The organism is Parasedimentitalea marina, from assembly GCF_004006175.1.
In the GTDB taxonomy this organism is placed as follows: Bacteria; Pseudomonadota; Alphaproteobacteria; order Rhodobacterales; family Rhodobacteraceae; genus Parasedimentitalea; species Parasedimentitalea marina.
In genome coordinates, this window is sequence record NZ_CP033219.1 from 3,884,789 (window position 1) to 3,907,180 (window position 22,392).

Sequence of the window (22,392 nt, forward strand, 5' to 3'; positions counted from 1 at the left end):
AGGCTATATGTCTTCTTGGAAACGGTTTTCTATGCGTCGCAGTTTGGGCCCCGTTTCGTAGTCCATCGGGTCCTGCCTGATGTCGATATTGGGGCTAAGACCACGGCATGAAAACTGTTGCGACAGGGCCTGTTTCGCCTGCTGGGCCAGGCTAGGGGCCAGTCCGGGATGCAGCGTCAGAAGGATGGCGTCACGGCCGGTTCGCTGAATACGGAAATCTGTGATGTCCCGCGAAACATCAAGAACCGCGTTACGCAGCACGTCCGGGGTGATCAAAACATCCAGTCCAGCCGGACGACGAAACACAAATGCGTCGTCCATTCGCCCCACGATCTCGTCAACTATCCGAAGGGGCGATCCACAGGCGCATACCTTCGAAGACAATCTCAACAGATCATTCATCCGGTAGCGCGCCATGATTTGAAACCGACGTTGAAAGCCCGTGATTAAGGGCGACACAAGCCCGTCGCCAAGCGGCTCAAACTCAAAGTAGTTGGCATCCTCGGCCAGATGCAGGTTGCCGCATTTACAGGACACACCCAAAAGCCCCTCGGAGGCCATGTAGATCTGACCGAGGGTCAGATCATATCGGTTTTCGATAATGATCCGATCCATTGGATCCAGCGTTTCACCCCCCGCAAAAAGCCGACGGGGAGACAGGCGGTCAGAGTGCTCAGCCAGAAACCTGAGCACGCGCGGCGGGGCGACAATCGTCGTGGGGTCAAAGGCTTCAAGCGTCGTTAGCCAGCTTTCAGGGCCATCGCGTAAATCAAAGAACCTAAGTACGATACGCCCGGTTCCGTTCGCCGCTTCGTATAACACAGAGGCCTGCGGCAACAGGATAGCCACCCGCTCTGGCCTGAACAGGAACCCCGGTATTGTCTTGGCAAGGATGGTGCCCAGCCATCTGAACCGCTCTGCCGGGGTGATGGCATAAAGCGACCGGTTGCCGCTGGTTCCGGTACTTGCGCCGATGCTGATGCCGTCGATATCACCCGTGGTTCTAAACGCATCCCATCCGGTCCTGGCGGTGATCCGTCCCAGATTAAAGGCCTCGAATTCGGCCATCAAACTGTGCTTATCCACTATCGGAAGCGCGCTTAGGACGGGTTTCACCCCAGCATAATAGTCCACCTTCGACAGATCATTGCGTAACCAGGCCGCAAGCCGTTTGGACTGCCACCGATCAAAGCCTGCGCGGTTTTGGGCGGCCCGGGTGACCCAAAGCGTCTGCGCAAAGGCAGAGGCAACCTGAAGCGTCTCATGCATTGGAAGTCTCGGGCAGATCATAGGGGGTTTGTTCAGGATCATGACACAGAACCACATCGCCGCCTTTGGCCCTGAACTGGGCAACACGTTTGGCCGACATCTTTCCCGCCTCGGCATCTGTCGCAACCAGGTTTGCGGGAAAGCCGGGCAAACGCTGGTCCACGACGGCCTTCAATACCCACTGCACGTCAACCGCATACAAGAGCGGCTTTTCGAGGCGCGCAAAGCACAGGCCAAAATGACCCTCGGCATGCCCCGGCAGATCTATCGCCAGCAGACTGCCATCCCCCAGCAGATCTTTCCCAGGGCCAAGTCGCAACGGTGCCTGCACGTCCTTCAGGCCAGCGACATCCACAATCCTGTCAGTCAGATCGCCCGGCAACAACTCTTTGAAAATCCCATGTCTGAGGTTTGCAATTTCGGATCTGGCCTGAATGGCATCAAACGTCGTGCGGCACGCCATTATCCGGGAGTTCGGGAAAAGTGACAGCCCAGCAACGTGGTCCGCGTGAAAATGGGTCAGAACAATGGTGCGCACAGCATCGCAGCTATAGCCCAGACGCCGCAGAACGACATCAGGCGCACCGTCGGGAACAAGTGCAGGGCCAGTCATGCGGGCATATGCTTTTAACGCAAGACTGCGCGCCCTACCCTCTGTGACGCTGGGCCCGTATCCACTGTCTATCAAAACCGGTCCATGTGTCGGATGCACAACAACACCATAGCGGGTTTTCAGGTTTAGCGAGGTCCAGCACCCCCCCTGCAAGACCAGCTTTTCAGACACCCTGATGCCCGCGCTATTGGCGAATATCGGGATCAAGGCCCCGCCCTTTCAGATAGGGTCAGATCAAGCCCGGCATCAAAGTCTATCAAGGGACGCCAGCCAAGGCACCGTTCCGCTTTGGAAATATCAAGACTCTGACGAAAGGCAAAAAGGCCCACTTTGTAGCAAGTCAATCGTGGCTCTGTCGCGGGCTTAAACCGGGCGTGAAACCCTTCACTCAGGCCTGCCACAGCCATAGCAGCCCGCCAGGGCAGGCTGCGCCAGCGGACAGGCACAGCAGAAAGCCTGCAAACATCATTAACGATGTCTACCACGCGTCGCGGCTGACCGCCGGAAATGTTGAAGGTTTGACCGTCACACTGCGCACTGGCATGCACCGCAGCCTCAATCGCGCGCACGGCATCCGACACATGGGTCAAGTCAATTTCTGCCACACCGCCGCGCAGCAATGGCAACGGGCCCTGACGCGCCGCTGCCAGAAGGCGCGGCAATAGCGTGATCTCTCCGGCGCCATAAAGACCCCGGGGCCGCAGGTTGATTGGGCCCAGCTGAGGGTTATTCAAAACCAGTTTTTCGGCCTCTCGCTTGGTTTCTGCATAGGCATTTATCGGCCGTGGTAAGACCTGATCTTCGGCAAATCCGATTTGATCACGATTTGCATAGTAAACGGTTGGCGAAGAAATATTCACAAACCGACGTACCCCGGCATCCGTGGCAAGCTGCAATGCCGTTGCTGTGCCGTGAACATTGGCCGCCGTAAACGCAGCCTTTGCCCCCCAGGGAGAAGACAGCGCCGCGCAATGCACCATCGCATCCGCAGCGCCGATTAAATCCGTTACGGCTGACGGTATGTCTTGGGTCAGATCCAGTGCCACGGTTCTGATCCTTACACTGCGAAGAGCCCCCAAAGCCGCGCGCGATCTGCCCAGAGCGATGACGCTATGGCCACCTGCGTGCAAATACCGGGCCAATGCTCCACCTAAAAACCCAGTTGCGCCGCTTACAATAATTCGCGCCATTGTCAGAAGTCCAACGCCATGCCACCAAAATTAACCCCGGCGGATGTCCCAAGCATCAAAACGCGGCTTCCCGATCCAATGCGCCCCTGCTGCAAAGCAAAATCGAGCGCTGTTGGCATTGATGCGGCTATCTGATTTCCATAGCTCTGAGAGATATCGACGATCTGGTCCGGGTTTAGATCTGTCTTTGACACCATATGTTCCAACGCCAATGGGCTGGCCTGATGCGGAACCACCACATCAATATCCGCTGCTGTCCACTCTGCACGGTCCAGCAGCTCCTGGACAAATTGGGGGAAGTATTTGTGAGTGATGCGAAATAGGTTTTTGCCATCCATTCGAAACACCGCGTGTTCATTGAAGCCCTTGGGGTCATTGTGATAGTCGAACCGGGTTCCGCCGGCCCCCACTTGGCATGCATCATAATGTGAGGGATAGCTACGCATCAAACTGGCCCGCAACCTGGGCCCTGCGTCGCCGGGCGCTTTCAGGACTGCCGCACCAGCCCCGTCGCCGAACAATGCCGCGACGTCCGGTTGCTCTTGCCAGGGCAATGCGCGCGACGCTACTTCGGATGAGAACACCAGAACCTGTTGGTTTTGTCCTAAAGCTATTTTGGATGCGGCCAGTTCAAACGCGGTAAGAAAGCTGAGACAGCTGGCATTGACGTCAAACCCGGCTGCACATCCGTCTGCCATTCCCAACCGCCCCATAACCAGCGGTGCCATCGCCGGAAGCGGCTGATACGGCACGGCGCAGGCCCCAAGTACCAAGTCAATATCGCCGGGCGTTAGCCCTGCCGCCGTGATCGCCTTTTGGCAGGCGTCGACTGCCATATCAACCTGGTCTTCCTGGTCACAGACATACCGTGACCTCACGCCGGATGCGCGCGTTAGGTAACCGCAGGGGAAGCCCATTTTAGTGTCGATTTCTTCGGAGGTCACACGTGTGGATGGGACGCAATGGCCCGTTCCAGCGACCTGAACTGAAAGGCCCAAGGGGAATTTACTTTGCATAAAATCGGTATCTTTGGTGTTCTTAAAACATTTGGGCATTGAGTTATCATCGCGTGTTTTCAAGATATTAAACAATATATAATCTGCATCACTTGGGAGGAAAGACGGATCAAGCCTTGGCCCAAAGCGCTAGCGCGAAAAAACCTGCCTATACAGTCTATAACCTGCTGAAAAGAGGCAGGCTATCAACGTTCTGTCGCAAAGCAATTTTCTATCTTGCCCCTGTTTTCTGTGGTAGCGCAGTCTTGTGTTACATGCGTTCAAAGATAACTGGGCCCTGTTTTTGGGCATTTTGCTGCTGATGGTTTCTAACGGGCTGTTAGCGACCCTGTTGACCATTCGCGGCGTTTCCCTCGGGTTTTCAGAAATCACCATTGGCTTCATGCAGGCGGGGTATCCGCTGGGCGCGCTGCTTGGGGCTGTCGCGGCACCAAAATTGGTCGAGAAGGTTGGTCATATCCGGTCCTTCGGCGCGCTTGCATCCCTGTGCTCAATCTCGGCCGTGGTACATCTTTTGACGAATGACCCGATGAGCTGGGGTTTGATGCGGGTTCTTGCGGGATTCTGCTATCCCGGCCTGTACGTCATTTCTGAAAGCTGGCTGAACGCAAAAGCCGAAAACCGGTATCGAGCGAGCCTGTTGTCGATCTATTTCATCGTGATCGCGGCTGGGGGGTCAATAGGCGCGGCAATGGCCGGGTTTGACGATGGGACCGGCACCCAGCTGTTTGGCATCTGCTCAATCCTGATTTCAGTTTCACTGGTTCCCATCCTGGTTTCTGATAACGCAGCCCCTGAATATTCTGCCCCGGAACGGCTCCCTATTTTACGCCTGTTGCGAATATCCCCTTTGGCAATAACCGGATCAATTCTGAACGGGATCCTCGTTGCTGGGATATTTATATCCTTGCCACTTTTTGGACTGACACTTGGGCTAAGCGCAGCGGGCGCGGCATCGCTATTGGTGGTTGCAACCCTTGCAGGCGCCTTGTTTCAATTTCCAATCGGTTGGCTGTCAGACCGAATAGACCGACGATTGGTGGTCGCTGGGGCTTCGGGAATTGCTGCCTTAACTGCATTGGGCATAGCAAGCGGCCTGCTGGCCGGACAGTTGCATCTGGCCGTGGGCCTGATGGCGGGGATGCTGTTACCCATCTATTCAATCTGTGTCGCACATGCGAATGACCAATTGTCACCAGCCCAGATTGTACCGGCCAGCGGAACCTTGGTCCTGGCTCTGAATGTGGGCATCCTGATCGGGTCTATGGTGGGACCAGCAGTACTGTCTGTGGGTGGACCAACCGGCTTGATGCTGCTTTTTGTGCTTGTCAGTTGTTTGACCGTTTTTGTGGCGATTTTCCGTATCACGCAGTCCGCCGCACCCGAGGAAAGCCGCGCCGCGCAGGCTATCTCTTCACAGGGTGGTCAAATGGCTGGCGAATTGCACCCTGAAGCCGAGCAGCAGCAGTAGGGACGTTCAATTCGGGGGCGTAAAGGCTGTCTTCTGTCGGTCAGTTTAGGCACATCAGGATAAGGGCTGCCGGGTGCCGGACGGGGCAGAAACCACATTATATGATTCTCGCGGGAACAATCCTGACGATAGTTGGGCCTGAAATGGCAACAGCGGACAGGCAGTAAAACGCAGCCATCCAGCCAAAATGGCAAATACCACGCACTAAGCGATTTTCCTTACCCCAACCTGAGACTGAAATGCTGTACAATCCGGTGTAACATTGCTATTGGGCGTCCCAAGAGAGACATTTACAATTTCAAACTAGAAAAACGGTGTAGACCACATGCAGGTTAGTGTTCGCGACAACAACGTCGATCAAGCCCTTCGGGTGCTGAAGAAAAAGCTCCAAAAGGAAGGCGTTTTCCGTGAAATGAAGCTTAAGCAGCATTTCGAAAAGCCGTCCGAGAAAAACGCACGTCAAAAAGCTGAAGCAATCCGTCGTGCTCGTAAGCTCGCTCGCAAAAAGCTAGAGCGCGAAGGTATGATGTAAATCATACAGTTACGTTGAATACCTTAAAACCCGTGGCCAGTTGGCTGCGGGTTTTTTGTTTTGGGTCACGGTTTTTTCCATAACCCTCACAAATATCTCATCCACTGTACGCCGTAACTGGCCTTGGTCTCACGCCGACCCTCTGACAAATCAGACTGCGGTTGGTCAAAATCGTTTTGAAACCCCAAAAGACGCGATTCGGGTTTCCCCGGCAAGCCGAGCGTGACTGCCTGTTGTAAAAGCGTCCAATGTCAGCTTCATGCAAATATTGTGATAAAGGACACCTAACGATTTTCTGGTAAAAACGGCGCTGGAAATATTTGGTGGTGCAATAGGCGAACGCGCCTTTGCGCAACATTGCCGAGTTATCCAATCAAAAGAAGAAGCCACCTGCCCGCTATCCAGCGCACGACATATATTCGCACCCGCTGAAACCGACGTTTGAGTGAGACGGGAATTTGACCCATCTCGTCGGGTCATCAGCCAACATTACATGCAAACGTGAACGGGATGCCAAGCACAGCGAGTGTCGTATCATCGCCCTCACCGCCAATGCTCACCCCAGCAATGCTCAGGCCTGCCCTGCTGCCGGCATGAATGACTTTATAACGAAGCCATTTCGCAAATCCGATCTTTTGGCGCTGATCCGTCATGACATCACCCGCCGGAAGGTTAACCGTAGACTACAGCGTCCGCAGCAGGATCTGTCCGGCTAAAACTGCCACCACAGTACCTGCAAGGATCTCCAGCATCGCCGCCGCGCGCAGGGCACCCGGACCCTGCAATTGCAGCAGCGTGCCCTTTCGGAGAGTGACTGCTGCCACCGCAACAGCAACGGTAAGCAAGGCCGTGCCCAGCCCCATGGCAAAGGCCCCGGCAATCCCTGCCCATAGGATCCCCATACGCCAGGTCAAAAGCAACAGGAACACGGCTCCGGTACAAGGCCGGACCGCCACGGCACCAACAATGGCCAGTGCATCCCGGAGTGTAGACATATTTGCTGCCTCCTCTGCTGTCGGTCCATGCCGGTGCCCGCAGGACGGGCAATTTTTGATATCATCGGCGCTAAGGCCTTCATGACTATGATCGTGGTGCGGCGTCGGCTGCCATTGAAACAACCGCCGAAGACCCCGTACCAGCAGCCACAGTCCCAATAGTGTTATCAACCCATAAGACAGCGGCGCCATTACATCGTCCGCAGCGCTGGTTAGCTGTTCCCTGCTCCAATCCAACAGGGTTAGCCCACCAACGACAAGCAAGACCGCCGTGGCCGCCTGCGCCAGAGATGCCACAACTGATACCCCGGCAAGCTTCAGTAATGGCACCGGTTTTCCCAGGCCATACCCTCCAATCACCAGCTTGCCATGCCCCGGACCAGCCGCATGAAAAAATCCATAGGAGAAACACAAGGCCAGCAGTGCCGCGAGGGCCCCCGGCTCTTTGGTGCGAAGCGCACGCAAACTCCTAGCCATGGCATTCTGCACATCACGTTGACCATCCGCTGCCCAGGCAAGGATAGTTTCGGAACCGCCAAAACCCCACATCCAGATCAAGGGGATCGCAACTGCTGCTACGACTAAGGGCACACCGCCACGCATTACTAATCTCCGCAACTGAGCCTCACTGTTTCGGCAAAAGCTTCGCCAACTTCAGGATAGGCCTCATTCGCCTGGTCAGCGGGCATAGAATACAGCAGCTCTTCCACTTTATCGTAGGCAGCATTCAGATTTGGCGGGGTCGCTTCGCCGGTGCAGCCGCCAGTGACTTCAAAATCCAGGTTCAAAGTATATGCTGTATAGTAGGTGGGGTCATAGGCCTTGAAAACCACTCCGTCCGCCGCAACCGGTTCCACCAGCGTTCTACGGTGGCGCGTAGTGATGCGCCCGCCCGAAACGACCGTCTCCAAATGCTCCGCACCACTCAGCACCAGCGGCACCCCGTCCCTTATCAAATAACTGTCGCCGTCGTAGTCTTCGCTCCACTGCAAATCAAAACTTTGCAACTTCACCAGTTCTTCCGCCGTCAGCTCTCCGTCGTAATCCCCATCCAATCCCAGATCCTCAAAGATCAGCAGTGAATAGAACTCGTCATATGCCCAGGTGACCTCCACAGCCTCAAGCTGCCCGTCATCCATGACAAGCACTTTCAAGGCGGTGTCGACAAATATATGCGGATGCGCCTTCGCAGCACAGGGAGCCATTGTGATGGCAGCAAGGGCAAGACTGTTCAGTTTCATGCTGTGATCTGTAGGGTGCAGATCGTTTCTGGGCAAGCAATGACCACAATGGGCTGGAGCTTGCATGCATTGCACGCGGATCGATTTCTGGATTTGGTTCACCTTGGTGGTCTTGATCAGGCCGCGACGGGGGAGTGACTGGAGGTTTCCACTGCAGGTCCTCTGACGGCATCCGCGCGGTGTTTTGTTGTTGGAGCCGACTGCCGTTGTTTTGTTGTCTGAGCTTTCAGTGGTTGGGTCCAAATGCAAACAGCCCCGCTGGAGCGGGGCGTAAGATGTGGTATCGTTGTTTTAAGTTGGTTGCGGGAGTAGGATTTGAACCTACGACCTTCAGGTTATGAGCCTGATGAGGTGAGACCGTTAATCAAACAGTCCGGGGGACTGTTTGTAGGTCGAACGGGCTGTTGCGATCTTGAATTTGGTTGCGGGAGCAGGATTTGAACCTGCGACCTTCAGGTTATGAGCCTGACGAGCTACCGGGCTGCTCCATCCCGCGACAGGGTTTGTAACCGGTTATATTTAATATTTATCGTTGTTTGAGGATTTTTCTAGGTTTGGCGGTGCCCTACTCTCCCACACCTTAAGATGCAGTACCATCGGCGCAACAGTGCTTAACTTCCGGGTTCGGGATGGGACCGGGTGTTTCACTTGCGCTATGACCACCAAACCGAGGAAAATCCTCGATTTGAGAGATACACGCCGTGTTTGCATGGCAAATCACGGCGAGTGGGAGACAGTGTCTTTGCGAAGCAAAGGCGCGTTCCCACATCAACATGTTATTCAAGTCAGTTCGTCTGATACGTATTCGATTTCGTTTCGAATACGGTTGGAATGTATGCTTTGATTGTCGTTCACTTAAGTCTGACATAGTCAGTCTGTCTATTACTGGATCAAATCAAGCCTATCGGGCAATTAGTACCAGTCAACTGAACGTGTTACCACGCTTACATCTCTGGCCTATCGACGAGGTGGTCTACCTCGGCCCTCAGGGATACCTTGTTTTGAGGGGCTTCCCGCTTAGATGCCTTCAGCGGTTATCCTGTCCGAACATAGCTACCCAGCACTGCCGTTGGCACGACAACTGGTCCACCAGTGGTTCGTTCACCCCGGTCCTCTCGTACTAGGGGCAACTCCTCTCAAGTATCCTACACCCACGGCAGATAGGGACCGAACTGTCTCACGACGTTCTAAACCCAGCTCACGTACCTCTTTAAACGGCGAACAGCCGTACCCTTGGGACCTGCTCCAGCCCCAGGATGAGATGAGCCGACATCGAGGTGCCAAACACTGCCGTCGATATGGACTCTTGGGCAGTATCAGCCTGTTATCCCCGGCGTACCTTTTATCCGTTGAGCGATGGCCCTTCCACTCGGGACCACCGGATCACTATGACCGACTTTCGTCTCTGCTCGACTTGTCAGTCTCGCAGTCAGGCTGGCTTCTGCCATTGCACTCAACGACCGATTTCCGACCGGTCTGAGCCAACCTTCGCGCGCCTCCGTTACGCTTTAGGAGGCGACCGCCCCAGTCAAACTACCCGCCACACAGGGTCCCGGATCCAGATAATGGACCGCGGTTAGACATCAAGCAGAGCAAGGGTGGTATCTCAAGGGAGGCTCCACCAAAACTAGCGTTTTGGTTTCGAAGCCCACCACCTATCCTGCACATGCTCGGCCTAATGCCAATGTGAAGCTGTAGTAAAGGTGCACGGGGTCTTTCCGTCTAACCGCGGGAAGCCTGCATCTTGACAGGCAATTCAATTTCGCTGAGTCTATGTTGGAGACAGCGGGGAAGTCGTTACGCCATTCGTGCAGGTCGGAACTTACCCGACAAGGAATTTCGCTACCTTAGGACCGTTATAGTTACGGCCGCCGTTTACCTGGGCTTCAATTCAGAGCTCTCACCCCTCCTTTTAACCTTCAGGCACCGGGCAGGCGTCAGACCCTATACGTCGTCTTACGACTTCGCAGAGCCCTGTGTTTTTAATAAACAGTCGCCACCCCCTGGTTTGTGCCCCCAGCTCCCACTTGCGTAGAAACCGGGCCTCCTTCTCGCGAACTTACGGAGGTATTTTGCCGAGTTCCTTCAACATAGTTCTCTCAAGCGCCTTGGTATTCTCTACCTATCCACCTGTGTCGGTTTAGGGTACGATCTCATGGAAGGGCTATTTCCAGGGACCTCTCAGCAGCCCATTCAATCCAATAAGGATGAACTACCTTCGAGATCCGTCACCACTTCCTGGCCCAGGAATATTAACCTGGTTCCCATCGACTACGCCTTTCGGCCTCGCCTTAGGGTCGGCTTACCCTGCTCAGATTAGCTTTAAGCAGGAACCCTTGGATTTTCGGCGAGAGTGTCTCTCACACTCTTTGTCGCTACTCATGTCATCATTCTCACTAGTGATCTCTCCACCAGATGGCTCACGCCCCGGCTTCATCGAAAGATCCGGTCCTCCAAGGTGCCACACGGAACTGGTCCGGGGGACACTAAAGAGGATAGGATCTATGTCACACTACGCTCTGCTACCATGCACTATGTGCATCCTCGGCTTCGGCTCATGGCTTGAGCCCCGTTACATCTTCGCCGCAGGACAACTTAATTAGACCAGTGAGCTGTTACGCTATCTTTAAAGGATGGCTGCTTCTAAGCCAACCTCCTGGTTGTTTTGGTCGTCCCACCTGCTTTCCCACTTAGCCATGAATTAGGGGCCTTAGCCGGAGGTCAGGGTTGTTTCCCTCTTCACTACGGACGTTAGCATCCGCAGTGTGTCTGCCGTCTAGTACTCCCGGGTATTCGGAGTTTGGTTAGGGTCAGTAAGGCTGTATGCCCCCATTGCCCATCCAGTGCTCTACCCCCCGGGGTATTCGGACGACGCTCTACCTAAATAGATTTCGCAGAGAACCAGCTATCTCCGAGTTTGATTGGCCTTTCACCCCTAGGCACAGCTCATCCCGATCTTTTTCAACAGATGTGGGTTCGGTCCTCCAGTGCATGTTACTGCACCTTCAACCTGGCCATGCCTAGATCACTCGGTTTCGGGTCTGATCCCACAAACTCATTCGCCCTATTAAGACTCGCTTTCGCTGCGCCTACACCTAACGGCTTAAGCTTGCTTGTGAGACCAAGTCGATGACCCATTATACAAAGGTACGCTGTCAGGCCGCAAGGACCCTCCAACTGATTGTAGGCGTTCGGTTTCAGGTACTGTTTCACTCCCCTCGTCGGGGTGCTTTTCACCTTTCCCTCACGGTACTGGTTCACTATCGGTCAGTAAGGAGTACTTAGCCTTCGAAGGTGGTCCTCCGATCTTCAGACAGAATTTCACGTGTTCCGCCCTACTTAATACGTCCATCAAAGCTTAGAATACGGGACTATCACCCGCTATGGTCATGCTTCCCAACATGTTCTTCTCACTCATCTGGCTCGGCTGGTCCCCGTTCGCTCGCCGCTACTAGGGAGTATCATATTGATTTCCTTTCCTCCGGGTACTTAGATGTTTCAGTTCCCCGGGTTTGCCTTTTAACCCTATGTATTCAGGTTAAAAATACCTGGTTTACCTTATTATTAAGAACACTCCGTGCTCGCCCTTGGCGAGTCTCACCAGCAAGCTGGTTCGTCCCACCGCAGAACGGTCAGAAGAGTATAATAATAACAAAGTATCAGGTGGGTTGCCCCATTCAGAAATTCATGGATCAAAGCTTATTCTCAGCTCCCCATGACTTATCGCAGAGTATCACGTCTTTCATCGCCTCTTACTGCCAAGGCATTCACCAAACGCCCTTTTCGCGCTTGATTTGATCCAGAAATAGAAAGACTGGTTATTTGTCCTACCGCCTTGCGACCGCAGAACCAACCAATCGATCGAAGAACAGAAGCTGGTAAGAAACTGTTCCCACATATCCCTGGGATCAAAAGCATACTTTCCCGCTCGCACCACGTATGATGCGAACAATTTGAACACGTCCCGTATGCAACCACTATCCGTGCGGGAAGCGGCTGAAGACGTGTTCGGGTTAGTTTACTTGACTTGGACAACACCGTCGTTTCAGGCTGGCATACTCATGGACGTCCGAGGAAACAGACGTATTCACAAGCTCGCTTCACTTCCGAAGAAGATCAGCACCAATCTGAGGTCAATCCCTTACTCGGGCGACCAACAGTATTGTTGATTGTATCTCTCTAAACGATGTCAATTCCCGGTACTTCCGAAGGAAGTGTCCGGAATGCGATGTAGCGTATTCTCGAAGAGAATGCGCGTTCGCACCGTCCGATTGGACGGAACAGAAGTTCTAAAACTGCTGTTCGATCTAATCGATACCTAATCCTGTGAGCCGCTCTCGGGACATCTTACTGCGTAAGATACCCTGCCGCTTGCCGCCAAGAGGAGGTGTTGTTCTTCTTCGTTTTGCCGAAGGCAAAGAAGAAGTGGTGGGTCGAGGAGGACTTGAACCTCCGACCTCACGCTTATCAGGCGTGCGCTCTAACCACCTGAGCTACCGACCCAGCGGGTTTTGCATCGCAAAACCGCGTTGCCGACAGGCGATTTGCAAAGCAAATCTGCCGACAGGGCCGACCCGTGGTGGTTATCACAAGGGCCAATGCTTGGTGGAGCCTAGGAGGATCGAACTCCTGACCTCCTGAATGCAAATCAGGCGCTCTCCCAGCTGAGCTAAGGCCCTTGCTGAACCCTGAGATCAGGGCTCGGTTGTCTGAAGAGATATGAGGACGGCCTGGCTCTGCCTAAGATCTTGCGATCCCAGACTGAGACTTGCGTCTCTATGATCATTCACCCATTTCGGGCGCCCCTTCGTGAGAAGAGGAGATCTGCTAAGTGTTTCATGAGATCAGCAAGCTGATCTGGCTAGAAACATCCTTAGAAAGGAGGTGATCCAGCCGCAGGTTCCCCTACGGCTACCTTGTTACGACTTCACCCCAGTCGCTGAACCCACCGTGGTCCGCTGCCTCCTATTGCTAGGTTGGCGCACGGCCTTCGGGTAGACCCAACTCCCATGGTGTGACGGGCGGTGTGTACAAGGCCCGGGAACGTATTCACCGCGTCATGCTGTTACGCGATTACTAGCGATTCCGACTTCATGGGGTCGAGTTGCAGACCCCAATCCGAACTGAGACAGTTTTTGGGATTAACCCATTGTCACTGCCATTGTAGCACGTGTGTAGCCCAACCCGTAAGGGCCATGAGGACTTGACGTCATCCACACCTTCCTCCCGCTTATCACGGGCAGTTTCCTTAGAGTGCCCAGCCGAACTGCTGGCAACTAAGGATGTGGGTTGCGCTCGTTGCCGGACTTAACCGAACATCTCACGACACGAGCTGACGACAGCCATGCAGCACCTGTCACTAGGTCCCGAAGGAAGGCCTGATCTCTCAGGTTGTCCTAGGATGTCAAGGGTTGGTAAGGTTCTGCGCGTTGCTTCGAATTAAACCACATGCTCCACCGCTTGTGCGGGCCCCGTCAATTCCTTTGAGTTTTAATCTTGCGACCGTACTCCCCAGGCGGAATGCTTAATCCGTTAGGTGTGTCACCGAATAGCATGCTACCCGACGACTGGCATTCATCGTTTACGGTGTGGACTACCAGGGTATCTAATCCTGTTTGCTCCCCACACTTTCGTACCTCAGCGTCAGTATCGAGCCAGTGAGCCGCCTTCGCCACTGGTGTTCCTCCGAATATCTACGAATTTCACCTCTACACTCGGAATTCCACTCACCTCTCTCGAACTCTAGACCAGGAGTTTATGAGGCAGTTCCAGGGTTGAGCCCTGGGATTTCACCCCATACTTTCTGATCCGCCTACGTACGCTTTACGCCCAGTAATTCCGAACAACGCTAGTCCCCTCCGTATTACCGCGGCTGCTGGCACGGAGTTAGCCGGGACTTCTTTACTAGATACTGTCATTATCATCTCTAGCGAAAGTGCTTTACGACCCTAAGGCCTTCATCACACACGCGGCATGGCTGGATCAGGCTTGCGCCCATTGTCCAAGATTCCCCACTGCTGCCTCCCGTAGGAGTCTGGGCCGTGTCTCAGTCCCAGTGTTGCTGATCATCCTCTAAAACCAGCTAAAGATCGTAGACTTGGTAGGCCATTACCCCACCAACTATCTAATCTTACGCGGGCTGATCCTTCACCGATAAATCTTTCCCCCGAAGGGCGTATAAGGTATTACTCTCCGTTTCCAGAGGCTATTCCTTAGTGAAGGGTACATTCCCACGCGTTACTAACCCGTCCGCCGCTCGCTCCCCGCCCGAAGGTTGAGAGTGCGCTCGACTTGCATGTGTTAGGCCTGCCGCCAGCGTTCGTTCTGAGCCAGGATCAAACTCTCAAGTTGAAAGCATCTTGCAATGCTATCCTTGACGTCGAACCTCTGCACATATCGTCCCATTGTTCAAATGGGACAGTTTAACCGTTTGGTTGTGCTCAAGTTTCCAAAGAAACAAAAGCCGTCCAAACAGTGAAGCTGACACTGGTCATCGGTACCGCATTTACATACAATCCCTACCAGCGTTGATATATGCACAGGTTGATCCATCGAATGAACCAAACCGCCCACATATCTCTTCAGATATATAAATTTTCAAAGAGCAAACAGACCAAAGGTCCTAGATCATTAGATCCCAGAGACAAAAATCAAACAGATGCGCCAATCTCTCAGCGCGCCCGCTTTAACCCTCTCCTCCATTCCCCGTCTCTCCGAAGCGTCCCAGTGTCTCTCCACCGCGTCCCCAACAACACCTCAGCGCCGCCGGTAAGGGGGGTTCTAGGGATATCACAACAAACCCGCAACCCATAAATCAACGAAAACTCACCTTTTTCACAAATCCAGCAATTTACGCATGAAAACATACTCTTAGATCAGATCATCGCCGAACTTGGTGGCGCTACCCCAAACAAATCCACCGCCAAAATTCTGAAACAAACAGAACTCCACCAGATCTTGTGGAATGGCACCGGGCAGACACTAACAAACCCGGGAATCAATCCACCCCAACTCCAGTGACCAACAACCGTAATCGGAGACATAGGATAAGTAAGCACCGTCTAGACGCCCTGGCGGCGAACCCGACCAGAGGACGCAGCGCGACCCGTGGGCAGCCGAAGCAGCAACAAACCGACGATCAGAGCCAGATAGATCAGTGGTTCGATTTGAACCCCTTTGACCAACAGGATGAAATGTACTGCGCCGAGCAGGCCGATGACATAGCTGGCCCTGTGCAGTTTTCGCCAAAGGGGCCCAAGTCTGCGGATCGACCAGTTGTTTGACGTTACAGCCAGTGGCAGCAACAGCAGGAAACCGGCCATGCCGATAGTAATATAGGGACGTTTGAGGATGTCCGCCCAAATCTGTCCGGGGATCTGCACGTCAAGCACCAGCCAGACCATCAAATGGCAGGTCACATATAAAAAACACAACAGCCCCACCGCGCGGCGGAATTTCAGCAGGTTGATCCCAGCAAACTTGCGCAACGGCGTGATCGCCAGACTAAATACCAGCAATTGCAGGGCCAGTTCACCATACTCGTGTTCCAGCGCTTTGATCGGCTCGACCCCTAAGCCGCCGGTCAGCCCCTGATAGAACAGCCAGGGAGCCGGCAGGGTTCCCACTATGTAGACGACCCAAGTCGGCAAATGGCGTAGCGACTGATTGAGCCGATCCCGCATTAAAAGGATTTCCTCAGGTCCATGCCTTCGTACATCGCGGCAACCTCGTCCTGGTAACCATTGAACATCAGGGTTGGCTGACGTTTGGCAAACAACCCGCCACCGATTCGGCGCTCCGTCGCCTGGCTCCAGCGGGGGTGCGACACCTCGGGATTCACATTGCTGTAGAACCCATATTCACGGCCATTGGACATGTTCCAGCTGGTTGGCGGTTCTTCGTCGGTCAGAGTAATGCGAACAATCGCCTTGATTGACTTGAAGCCATATTTCCAGGGCACCACCAACCGCAGAGGCGCGCCGTTCTGGTTAGGGAGATCCTTGCCGAAGATACCCGTGGCCATCAGCGTCAGTGGGTTCATTGCCTCGTCCAGACGCAGACCTTCGCGGTAGGGCCAGTCCAGCACACGGTAGGCAGTGCCAGGCATCTCTTCGGGGCGGTACAGGGTTTCAAAGGCGACGTATTTTGCACCGTCCTGCACGCCCGCCATAGCCAGCAGGTCTGACAGCTCAAAGCCATTCCAGGGCACCACCATCGACCAGGCCTCGACGCAGCGGAAGCGGTAGATGCGCTCTTCGATGGTCATCTCGGACAGGATGTCCTTGAAATCATATTCGCCGGGGCGATCCACCAGACCATCGATGGTCACACTCCAGGGTGAGGTGGTCAGCACATGAGCATTGTCTGCCGGGTCACCCTTGCCGGTGCCAAACTCATAATAGTTGTTATAGCTGGTGACGTCCTCCCAGCTGTTGGGTTCCAGCGCGTCGTCTGCCTGCGCACGGCCAGCCATGGTGCTAAGCCCCAGTCCTGCCATGCCCGCCATGATTTGACGGCGGTTCAGAAATGCACCCCGAGGGGTGACATCAGCGTGGGTCAGGTCATTGGTCCAGCGGTAGGCCATCAAAGGCTCCTTTAATCTCGTTTCGACAGAGATACGCGCTATGGCTTAAAGAACCAAAACATATCCTGTCACGTTTCGGCGACGGGACTGTAACTTGGCATGATCTCGTTCATCGGGCGTGACTGCCCACCATCTTGCATGATGCGCACATGGCGGCGGCGGATTTGACGCGGTTCGGCCACCCCAACTGAATGGGCGATGATCTCGACTTCGTGGCTGATCTCGCGGGCGTATTTGGCAACACGGATGTATTTATCCTCGACCACCAACCCTTTTTGGAACCGGCGATCATGGGTGGTGATGCCGGTCGGGCAGGTGTTGCGATTACACTTGAGCGCCTGAATGCAGCCCAGCGCAAACATAAAGCCACGCGCCGAGGTGACAAAGTCAGCCCCCGCCGCCAGCGCCCAGGCCACGTCGCCGGGATTGACCAGCTTACCGGACGAGATCAGGCGGATGCGGTCCTTCAGCCCATATTCATCCCGCAGATTGGCCACCATGGGCAGCGCCTCGCGCACTGACATGCCGACCAGATCAATCAGGGGCATCGGCGCCGCGCCAGTGCCGCCCTCACCGCCATCAATGGTGATGAAATCGGGCGCCGCATCACTGCCACGGGTTTTGATACAGTCAAACAGCTCGCGCATCACCGCTTCGGAGCCGACAACGGTCTTGATCCCCACCGGCTTACCTGTCACCGCACGGATATGGGTGATCATATCCAGCAGATCGCCAAAATTCTCCATTTCCGGGTGACGATTGGGCGAGAGGCTGGCTTGCCCCGCCGCAATGCCGCGAATGCCTGCAATCTCATCCGTTACCTTGGCAGCAGGCAGAATACCGCCCTTGCCCGGCTTGGCCCCCTGCGACAGCTTGAGTTCGAACATCCGCACCGCGTCATGCGCGGCGACCTGCTTTAGCTTGTCGTCGTTTAGCCCACCGCGATCATTGCGCACACCGTATTTGGCGGTGCCGATCTGAAACACGATGTCACATCCGCCCTCCAGGTGAAACGGGCTTAGCCCGCCCTCACCCGTGTTCAGCCAAACGTCGGCCTGTTTGGCCCCCCGGCTTAACGCCTGTACGGCGGGTTTGGAAATGGCACCAAAGCTCATCCCTGAGATATTGAAGATCGAAGGCGCCAGATAGGGCGTGCGCGCGGTTGGGCCAATCTGCAGCGGCGCGGTTTTGGCGCTTTGGTCATCCAGTGGCGGAAACGGAGCATTCACGAAAATCGGTGTGCCGGGTACATTGGCGTTGCGGGTTGAACCAAAGGCCACCGTGTTGCCCTCGCCCGACGAGGCCCGCTTTACCCAATCGCGCTGTGCCCGGTTGAACGGCAGCTCTTCGCGGTCCATGGCAAAGAAGTACTGACGAAAGAATTCACCCAGTTCACTGAACAGATGGCGAAAACGCCCAATTACCGGATAGTTGCGCCGGATGGCATCGCTGGTTTGAAACCGGTCCACCACAAACAATACCGCAACACCCACCGCAATTGCGCCCAGAATAAATACGAAACTCAGCGCCATGACCTCTATGACGTTTGCTGCAAAATCCATGTAAAATCTCCTGACTAATACCTTTGGCGCGTCCTGGCCACCGAACATGGACCTGATGTTGGGCGTGTTCGCCTGCCTGCACAAGTCTATGTTGCCTGAGGCGCGCTCAGATCCAGCGCCGGGCTTTGGCCAGCTGATGCAACCCGCAGACCAATATCACCCCAACACCCGAGACAGTCAGCAGCATCGTCCAGCTCAGCTCTTTCATCTGCGCCCCAAGATAGGCCATCAGCACGGTGAACGGCAGGATGCCCAGACCCGTGGTCCAGATAAAGGTCCACAAAGGCACCTTGGTCAGGCCGGCCGCGTAGTTGATCAGATTAAAGGCAATCACCGGAATAAAGCGGCTGATCAACAGGGCAAGCACGCCCCTGTCTTGGGTCCAGTCACTCATCCGGCTGGCCTGTGACGGGGTCAGCCATCCGTGAACAACCTGCTGCCCCAGCCTGCGCGACAGCCCAAAAGCCGCCAAGGCCCCCAGCATGGCCCCCATCCAGATCAACAGGCTCCCCATCAGTGTGCCAAAGACCGCCCCGGCACAAATCGCCAGAATTTCAGCCGGAAAGGGCACGAAACTATGCAGGATCATCAGGACGATCACCGCAACCGGAGCCCAGGCGCCGACCGCCCGCAACTGTTCCGCCAGGGCCTCGGGGGACAATGCATACTCACTGACAACAACGCCGATCGCGCCGCCGATGACCAATAACAAGGCGACGCCAGCAAACACAGTGCGACGTCGGCTAACCTGTTGCGAGTGATCTTTTGGCTGGGTCATGTCGCTAGATATAGCCAGAAACGCCACGCTTACCACATGTTACAACTGGTGGGCTAACGATATGTGCTCTCTGGCGCAGACCACGGCGGCCATTTGGCCATTCGCAGCGGTCACGCCAAAGCGCCCGACTAAGCCGACGGCTCATCAGGGTGTGGCGGTTAATGGCACTGTCTGTTGCTGACTGTGCTGATTATAAATGGCGACGTCGCCAAAACGGGTTTGGCCGGGGATTTTATCCCCCGTGCGTAGATGCATCCCAATAGCGCCTCCGGTCAAACAAAGGCCCTGATCCTGTGCCGGGGGTGTCAGACCCAGCGGTAATCGCGATTGCCGGGAACAATGCTGGCGAAAGACGAAATCGCGGTGAACAGGGCGTGCGGCAGGGCGGCAACAACGGTCATGTTAACAGCCCCATTCCAAACAGCTTGCGTTGATTACAGCCTCTTCGCATGGTGCACTCAGCGCCTTGGGCACAGTGGCAATAAGCAGGACATCATGAAACAGCTGATCAGCTCTTTGATACTTTTAAGCACAGTGATACTCGGCGGCTGCGCTCAGGCGCCTGTGCCGCTGCACGACCCGGTTGCGGAGCTGACCCTGTCCATTGCCGCGCTTGGGCCTGACGTGGACCCGAATGAGGCCCGCCGCGCCGCCGAGATTTCATACAGCTATGCCAGCCAGTTGGCGCAGGATTATGGCGTCACCACCGCGCCGCTGGTGCACAACAGCAAGGTCAACGCCGGCATCAAGGACCGGGGGTTGTGTTATCACTATGCCGAAGACATGCAGGCACGGCTGGATCGCGAAAGGTTCAAAACCCTGGTAATGCTGCGCGCCATTGCCGAGCCCAAGGTTGTTTTTCTGATCGACCACAGCACCGCCGTGATCGCACCGCGCGCAGGGGATATATATGACGGTATCGTCCTGGACGCCTGGCGCGATGGCGGTGCGCTGTTCTGGTCCCCAACGGTTGAGGACACCCGGTATAACTGGGAACCCCGGATGCGGGTGCTGGAGCGAAAACGGGAGCTGCGGGTGGCTAGGGAGGCGGTTGCGGGGTGAAACTGTTTTGAATTTCGGCTAATGTAATTCTTCTTCTAAATCTTCAAGATTGTTTGTGCCTTCCGCTTCATCCTCTTGTTTTGCGGCCTCTCTCAAAGCCCTGGCTCCAGTGTAGTTAAAATCTCTCGTGATATAGTCTTTTAGATGATCACGCAGCAGCTCCATTTTAAGCTGAGTCCGCAGCGTGTGGCGCTCTTCCTCCGAAAAAACCAAGTCAGTCTCTGACGCCTTTGAAACATCATTCGCTATAATGCTAATCTTTGAAAGGTTTAAGCGCTGTTGATTAATCCGCATAATTTCACCTACAAAAATTAGGGACAATTTTAAACTAGCCGCAATTATCGCCGAAGAAACAATTACGTACGGCATCCGAGTAACAAGAATTGACCAAATTCTTGCATTTTCAACTTCGTCAAGAACGGTGGTAAGATTTGCTGCATTGAACACCAAAAGGCCTGAAATCAACACGATCGTCGCTATCGGAACAACGGCCATCTTCCAATATGACCTTATGTTGTCCGCGCCTTGCTCAACAAATGCGGAAATCTCAGTCGGGAACATGTTAATATTCTCGCGAAGCCCTTGCAGTTCAGACTTCCCGGCAACAATTGATTGCGAAAGAAGTTTCCGCTCTTCCTCTCGCTCAGCGATTTTATCTTCTACTGCTCGAAACTCAGATTTACCCGCCCTTACGGTGTCACCAAGTGACTTCAAGTTTCCATTTAGCGAGTTTCGTTCCTCTGTGAGGCGTCCAATATCACCCTGCAACGCTACAACTTCACTTTGCCGAGTATCTACTTCCTCTTGCAGCGCATCTAGCTTGTCTTCTGCCTCGGTTATTTTGAGGTTTGAGGCCTCTGCATTCTCTATTGCCTTGTCACAGTTTGCTTGCACTTGGTCGCGGTAGACATTGAGTTGTTCCAGAACTCCTAGCAAAGCATCCATATTACTTCGCGGAAAACCACTTAATGTAACACTACCGATCTTTGGAGAGCGTAAAAATGCGGTTGGCGGTTTAAACCGAACAGCCTTCACCATCTCTCTTATGGGAAGCGAAAATACCTCATCTTCCCCCTTGGAAACTACTTGTCGAAAAGTTTGCCCTCCAGCGACCTCCCATTCGAATTCAAAACTGTGATATGACCCATAATCAACAGTTGAAACCGTTATCTCAGTTAAAAAAACATCTTCTTTAAAGTCATAATTAAACCAAACGTTTTTACCGCTCATTTCAGTTGGCTGATTAGATTTCGCAGCTAGTCTGGTTGTCTTATTTCCAGGTCGCTCCAGAAATGAGAATTCTAAAACTGGGGTACTTCCGACTTCAATTTCTGATAATTTTTCACGTGCACTTGCTGCGCTGTTCAAACTAACTTCCGGCAAACTAATTTCCCCAAATATTTTATCACGCCATACGGTACCACTTCGGAAACAATCGCGCAAATGCTGCGCCGTGAAAACATGATCGGGTCAATCGCCAAATCTTCGATTTGGCAGCGCCCGGACCTCCCCCACGGGGAGGGCGCTACTCGCCCACCCCTCGGTCCGGGCGCTGGGTTCTGTGGGAACCGGCCCGAAATCTACCGCTCTAGCCGGCCATTGCGGTCCCTGTCCGGTTTGACTGCACCTTCTCCGCCAGCCCCTTTAGGTTGGCGTCCAGCAACTTGCCCATCATCAGCTTCATCATGGTCTGACCCATCAGCCAGCCAAGGGGGCCGAATTTGACCCGATAGTCAAAGCTCCACGTGACGCGGGTCATGCCATTTAGCGTCGGGGTCAGTGACAGTTCGGCCTCGGCCTGGTGCAGGGGCATGGCGTCCATTTCGGACAGGCGCACGCGATAGCTGTGGTTGACCTTCCAGGCGATGACTTCCTCGACCAGCGAGGTGCCGTTGTCGAAATGGCAGCGACGTTTAGAGCCCACGCCATTGTCGCCGGTAGTCAGCGCATCAACCGAGGCGACCTGCGGGGCAAACTCGTCGATATGCATATAGCGCCCGATCACGGCCCAGATGGCGTCAGAGGTGGCAGGGATATCGAGTGTGCGTTGGTGGTGTATCATGACTGTGGCCTACAAGG

Annotated in this window: 16 protein-coding genes, 2 tRNA genes and 3 rRNA genes; 4 read left to right on the top strand and 17 right to left on the bottom strand. The window is 54.5% G+C overall.

Features of this window, described 5'->3' with window-relative positions:
* Positions 1-3: 3 nt before the first annotated feature.
* From EBB79_RS18675 to EBB79_RS18690, 4 genes are read right to left on the bottom strand one after another with little or no spacing between them, the layout of a single operon-like run.
* Positions 4-1,269 carry a CoF synthetase gene (locus EBB79_RS18675; RefSeq protein WP_127750339.1) on the bottom strand — a complete coding sequence of 422 codons (1,266 nt, stop codon included), beginning with the start codon at positions 1,267-1,269 and terminating at the stop codon, positions 4-6.
* Positions 1,262-2,089, bottom strand: a complete 828-nt coding sequence (locus EBB79_RS18680) for an MBL fold metallo-hydrolase (RefSeq protein ID WP_127750340.1) — start codon at positions 2,087-2,089, stop codon at positions 1,262-1,264. The genes EBB79_RS18675 and EBB79_RS18680 overlap by 8 nt, the downstream gene beginning before the upstream one ends.
* A complete protein-coding gene (locus tag EBB79_RS18685) occupies positions 2,086-3,072 on the bottom strand; it encodes an NAD-dependent epimerase/dehydratase family protein (RefSeq protein WP_127750341.1) in 987 nt (328 codons plus the stop codon). The genes EBB79_RS18680 and EBB79_RS18685 overlap by 4 nt, the downstream gene beginning before the upstream one ends.
* Positions 3,073-3,074: 2 nt before the next feature.
* Complete coding sequence (locus EBB79_RS18690; RefSeq protein WP_127750342.1) at positions 3,075-4,088, bottom strand: 3-oxoacyl-ACP synthase III family protein; 1,014 nt, start codon at positions 4,086-4,088, stop codon at positions 3,075-3,077.
* Positions 4,089-4,335: 247 nt separating this feature from the next.
* Between EBB79_RS18690 and EBB79_RS18695 the strand changes: the two genes are divergently transcribed.
* From EBB79_RS18695 to EBB79_RS18705, 3 genes are all read left to right on the top strand, one after another.
* Complete coding sequence (locus EBB79_RS18695) at positions 4,336-5,559, top strand: MFS transporter (protein WP_127750343.1); 1,224 nt, start codon at positions 4,336-4,338, stop codon at positions 5,557-5,559.
* A gap of 325 nt (positions 5,560-5,884) precedes the next feature.
* Complete coding sequence (gene rpsU / locus EBB79_RS18700) at positions 5,885-6,091, top strand: 30S ribosomal protein S21 (RefSeq protein WP_127750344.1); 207 nt, start codon at positions 5,885-5,887, stop codon at positions 6,089-6,091.
* A gap of 458 nt (positions 6,092-6,549) precedes the next feature.
* On the top strand, positions 6,550-6,807 hold the full coding sequence (locus tag EBB79_RS18705) for a response regulator (protein WP_127750345.1): 258 nt from the start codon (positions 6,550-6,552) through the stop codon (positions 6,805-6,807).
* Here EBB79_RS18705 and EBB79_RS18710 read toward each other — a convergent pair.
* From EBB79_RS18710 to EBB79_RS18770, 11 genes are all read right to left on the bottom strand, one after another.
* A complete protein-coding gene (locus EBB79_RS18710; protein ID WP_127750346.1) occupies positions 6,775-7,689 on the bottom strand; it encodes a nickel/cobalt transporter in 915 nt (304 codons plus the stop codon). The genes EBB79_RS18705 and EBB79_RS18710 overlap by 33 nt on opposite strands.
* A 2-nt stretch (positions 7,690-7,691) precedes the next feature.
* Entirely contained in the window at positions 7,692-8,327 is a 636-nt protein-coding gene (locus tag EBB79_RS18715) for a DUF1007 family protein (RefSeq protein ID WP_127750347.1), read from the bottom strand.
* Between the two features lie 419 nt (positions 8,328-8,746).
* Positions 8,747-8,823 (bottom strand) — tRNA-Met (locus EBB79_RS18725).
* A gap of 56 nt (positions 8,824-8,879) precedes the next feature.
* Positions 8,880-8,994: ribosomal RNA gene (rrf, locus tag EBB79_RS18730) — 5S ribosomal RNA — on the bottom strand.
* Between the two features lie 224 nt (positions 8,995-9,218).
* A 23S ribosomal RNA gene (locus EBB79_RS18735) occupies positions 9,219-12,122 on the bottom strand.
* A 631-nt stretch (positions 12,123-12,753) separates the two neighbouring features.
* Positions 12,754-12,830, bottom strand: a tRNA-Ile gene (locus tag EBB79_RS18740).
* A 374-nt stretch (positions 12,831-13,204) separates the two neighbouring features.
* Positions 13,205-14,678 (bottom strand): 16S ribosomal RNA (locus EBB79_RS18750).
* Together the 16S, 23S and 5S rRNA genes with 2 tRNA genes alongside form the textbook arrangement of a ribosomal RNA operon.
* Before the next feature lie 710 nt (positions 14,679-15,388).
* Positions 15,389-16,009 carry a protein-methionine-sulfoxide reductase heme-binding subunit MsrQ gene (gene msrQ / locus EBB79_RS18755; RefSeq protein WP_127750348.1) on the bottom strand — a complete coding sequence of 207 codons (621 nt, stop codon included), beginning with the start codon at positions 16,007-16,009 and terminating at the stop codon, positions 15,389-15,391.
* Positions 16,009-16,911 (bottom strand): protein-methionine-sulfoxide reductase catalytic subunit MsrP, encoded by a 903-nt coding sequence (msrP, locus tag EBB79_RS18760; protein WP_127750349.1) that lies wholly within the window; start codon positions 16,909-16,911, stop codon positions 16,009-16,011. Before msrP ends, msrQ begins: the two co-directional genes overlap by 1 nt.
* A gap of 68 nt (positions 16,912-16,979) precedes the next feature.
* Entirely contained in the window at positions 16,980-18,473 is a 1,494-nt protein-coding gene (locus tag EBB79_RS18765; protein WP_127750350.1) for an FMN-binding glutamate synthase family protein, read from the bottom strand.
* A 106-nt stretch (positions 18,474-18,579) separates the two neighbouring features.
* A complete protein-coding gene (locus EBB79_RS18770) occupies positions 18,580-19,251 on the bottom strand; it encodes a TVP38/TMEM64 family protein (RefSeq protein WP_127750351.1) in 672 nt (223 codons plus the stop codon).
* Between the two features lie 495 nt (positions 19,252-19,746).
* Here EBB79_RS18770 and EBB79_RS18775 point away from each other — a divergent pair, with 495 nt between their 5' ends.
* Entirely contained in the window at positions 19,747-20,313 is a 567-nt protein-coding gene (locus EBB79_RS18775) for a hypothetical protein (RefSeq protein ID WP_127750352.1), read from the top strand.
* Between the two features lie 18 nt (positions 20,314-20,331).
* On the opposite strand, the gene EBB79_RS18780 is transcribed toward EBB79_RS18775, so the two are convergent.
* Positions 20,332-21,681, bottom strand: coding sequence for a hypothetical protein (locus tag EBB79_RS18780; RefSeq protein WP_127750353.1), 1,350 nt, complete (start codon positions 21,679-21,681; stop codon positions 20,332-20,334).
* Positions 21,682-21,901: 220 nt separating this feature from the next.
* Entirely contained in the window at positions 21,902-22,375 is a 474-nt protein-coding gene (locus tag EBB79_RS18785) for an SRPBCC family protein (RefSeq protein ID WP_127750354.1), read from the bottom strand.
* Between the last annotated feature and the right edge of the window lie 17 nt (positions 22,376-22,392).

What these genes read in the sequence shown, in the direction of transcription:
- EBB79_RS18765 (WP_127750350.1), bottom strand. Translation starts at nt 18,473, where the DNA reads ATGGATTTTGCAGCAAACGTCATAGAGGTCATGGCGCTGAGTTTCGTA.
- EBB79_RS18715 (WP_127750347.1), bottom strand. Translation starts at nt 8,327, where the DNA reads ATGAAACTGAACAGTCTTGCCCTTGCTGCCATCACAATGGCTCCCTGT.
- msrP (WP_127750349.1), bottom strand. Translation starts at nt 16,911, where the DNA reads ATGGCCTACCGCTGGACCAATGACCTGACCCACGCTGATGTCACCCCT.
- EBB79_RS18770 (WP_127750351.1), bottom strand. Translation starts at nt 19,251, where the DNA reads ATGACCCAGCCAAAAGATCACTCGCAACAGGTTAGCCGACGTCGCACT.
- EBB79_RS18710 (WP_127750346.1), bottom strand. Translation starts at nt 7,689, where the DNA reads ATGCGTGGCGGTGTGCCCTTAGTCGTAGCAGCAGTTGCGATCCCCTTG.
- EBB79_RS18775 (WP_127750352.1), top strand. Translation starts at nt 19,747, where the DNA reads ATGAAACAGCTGATCAGCTCTTTGATACTTTTAAGCACAGTGATACTC.
- EBB79_RS18685 (WP_127750341.1), bottom strand. Translation starts at nt 3,072, where the DNA reads ATGGCGCGAATTATTGTAAGCGGCGCAACTGGGTTTTTAGGTGGAGCA.
- EBB79_RS18690 (WP_127750342.1), bottom strand. Translation starts at nt 4,088, where the DNA reads ATGCAAAGTAAATTCCCCTTGGGCCTTTCAGTTCAGGTCGCTGGAACG.
- EBB79_RS18785 (WP_127750354.1), bottom strand. Translation starts at nt 22,375, where the DNA reads ATGATACACCACCAACGCACACTCGATATCCCTGCCACCTCTGACGCC.
- msrQ (WP_127750348.1), bottom strand. Translation starts at nt 16,009, where the DNA reads ATGCGGGATCGGCTCAATCAGTCGCTACGCCATTTGCCGACTTGGGTC.
- rpsU (WP_127750344.1), top strand. Translation starts at nt 5,885, where the DNA reads ATGCAGGTTAGTGTTCGCGACAACAACGTCGATCAAGCCCTTCGGGTG.
- EBB79_RS18675 (WP_127750339.1), bottom strand. Translation starts at nt 1,269, where the DNA reads ATGCATGAGACGCTTCAGGTTGCCTCTGCCTTTGCGCAGACGCTTTGG.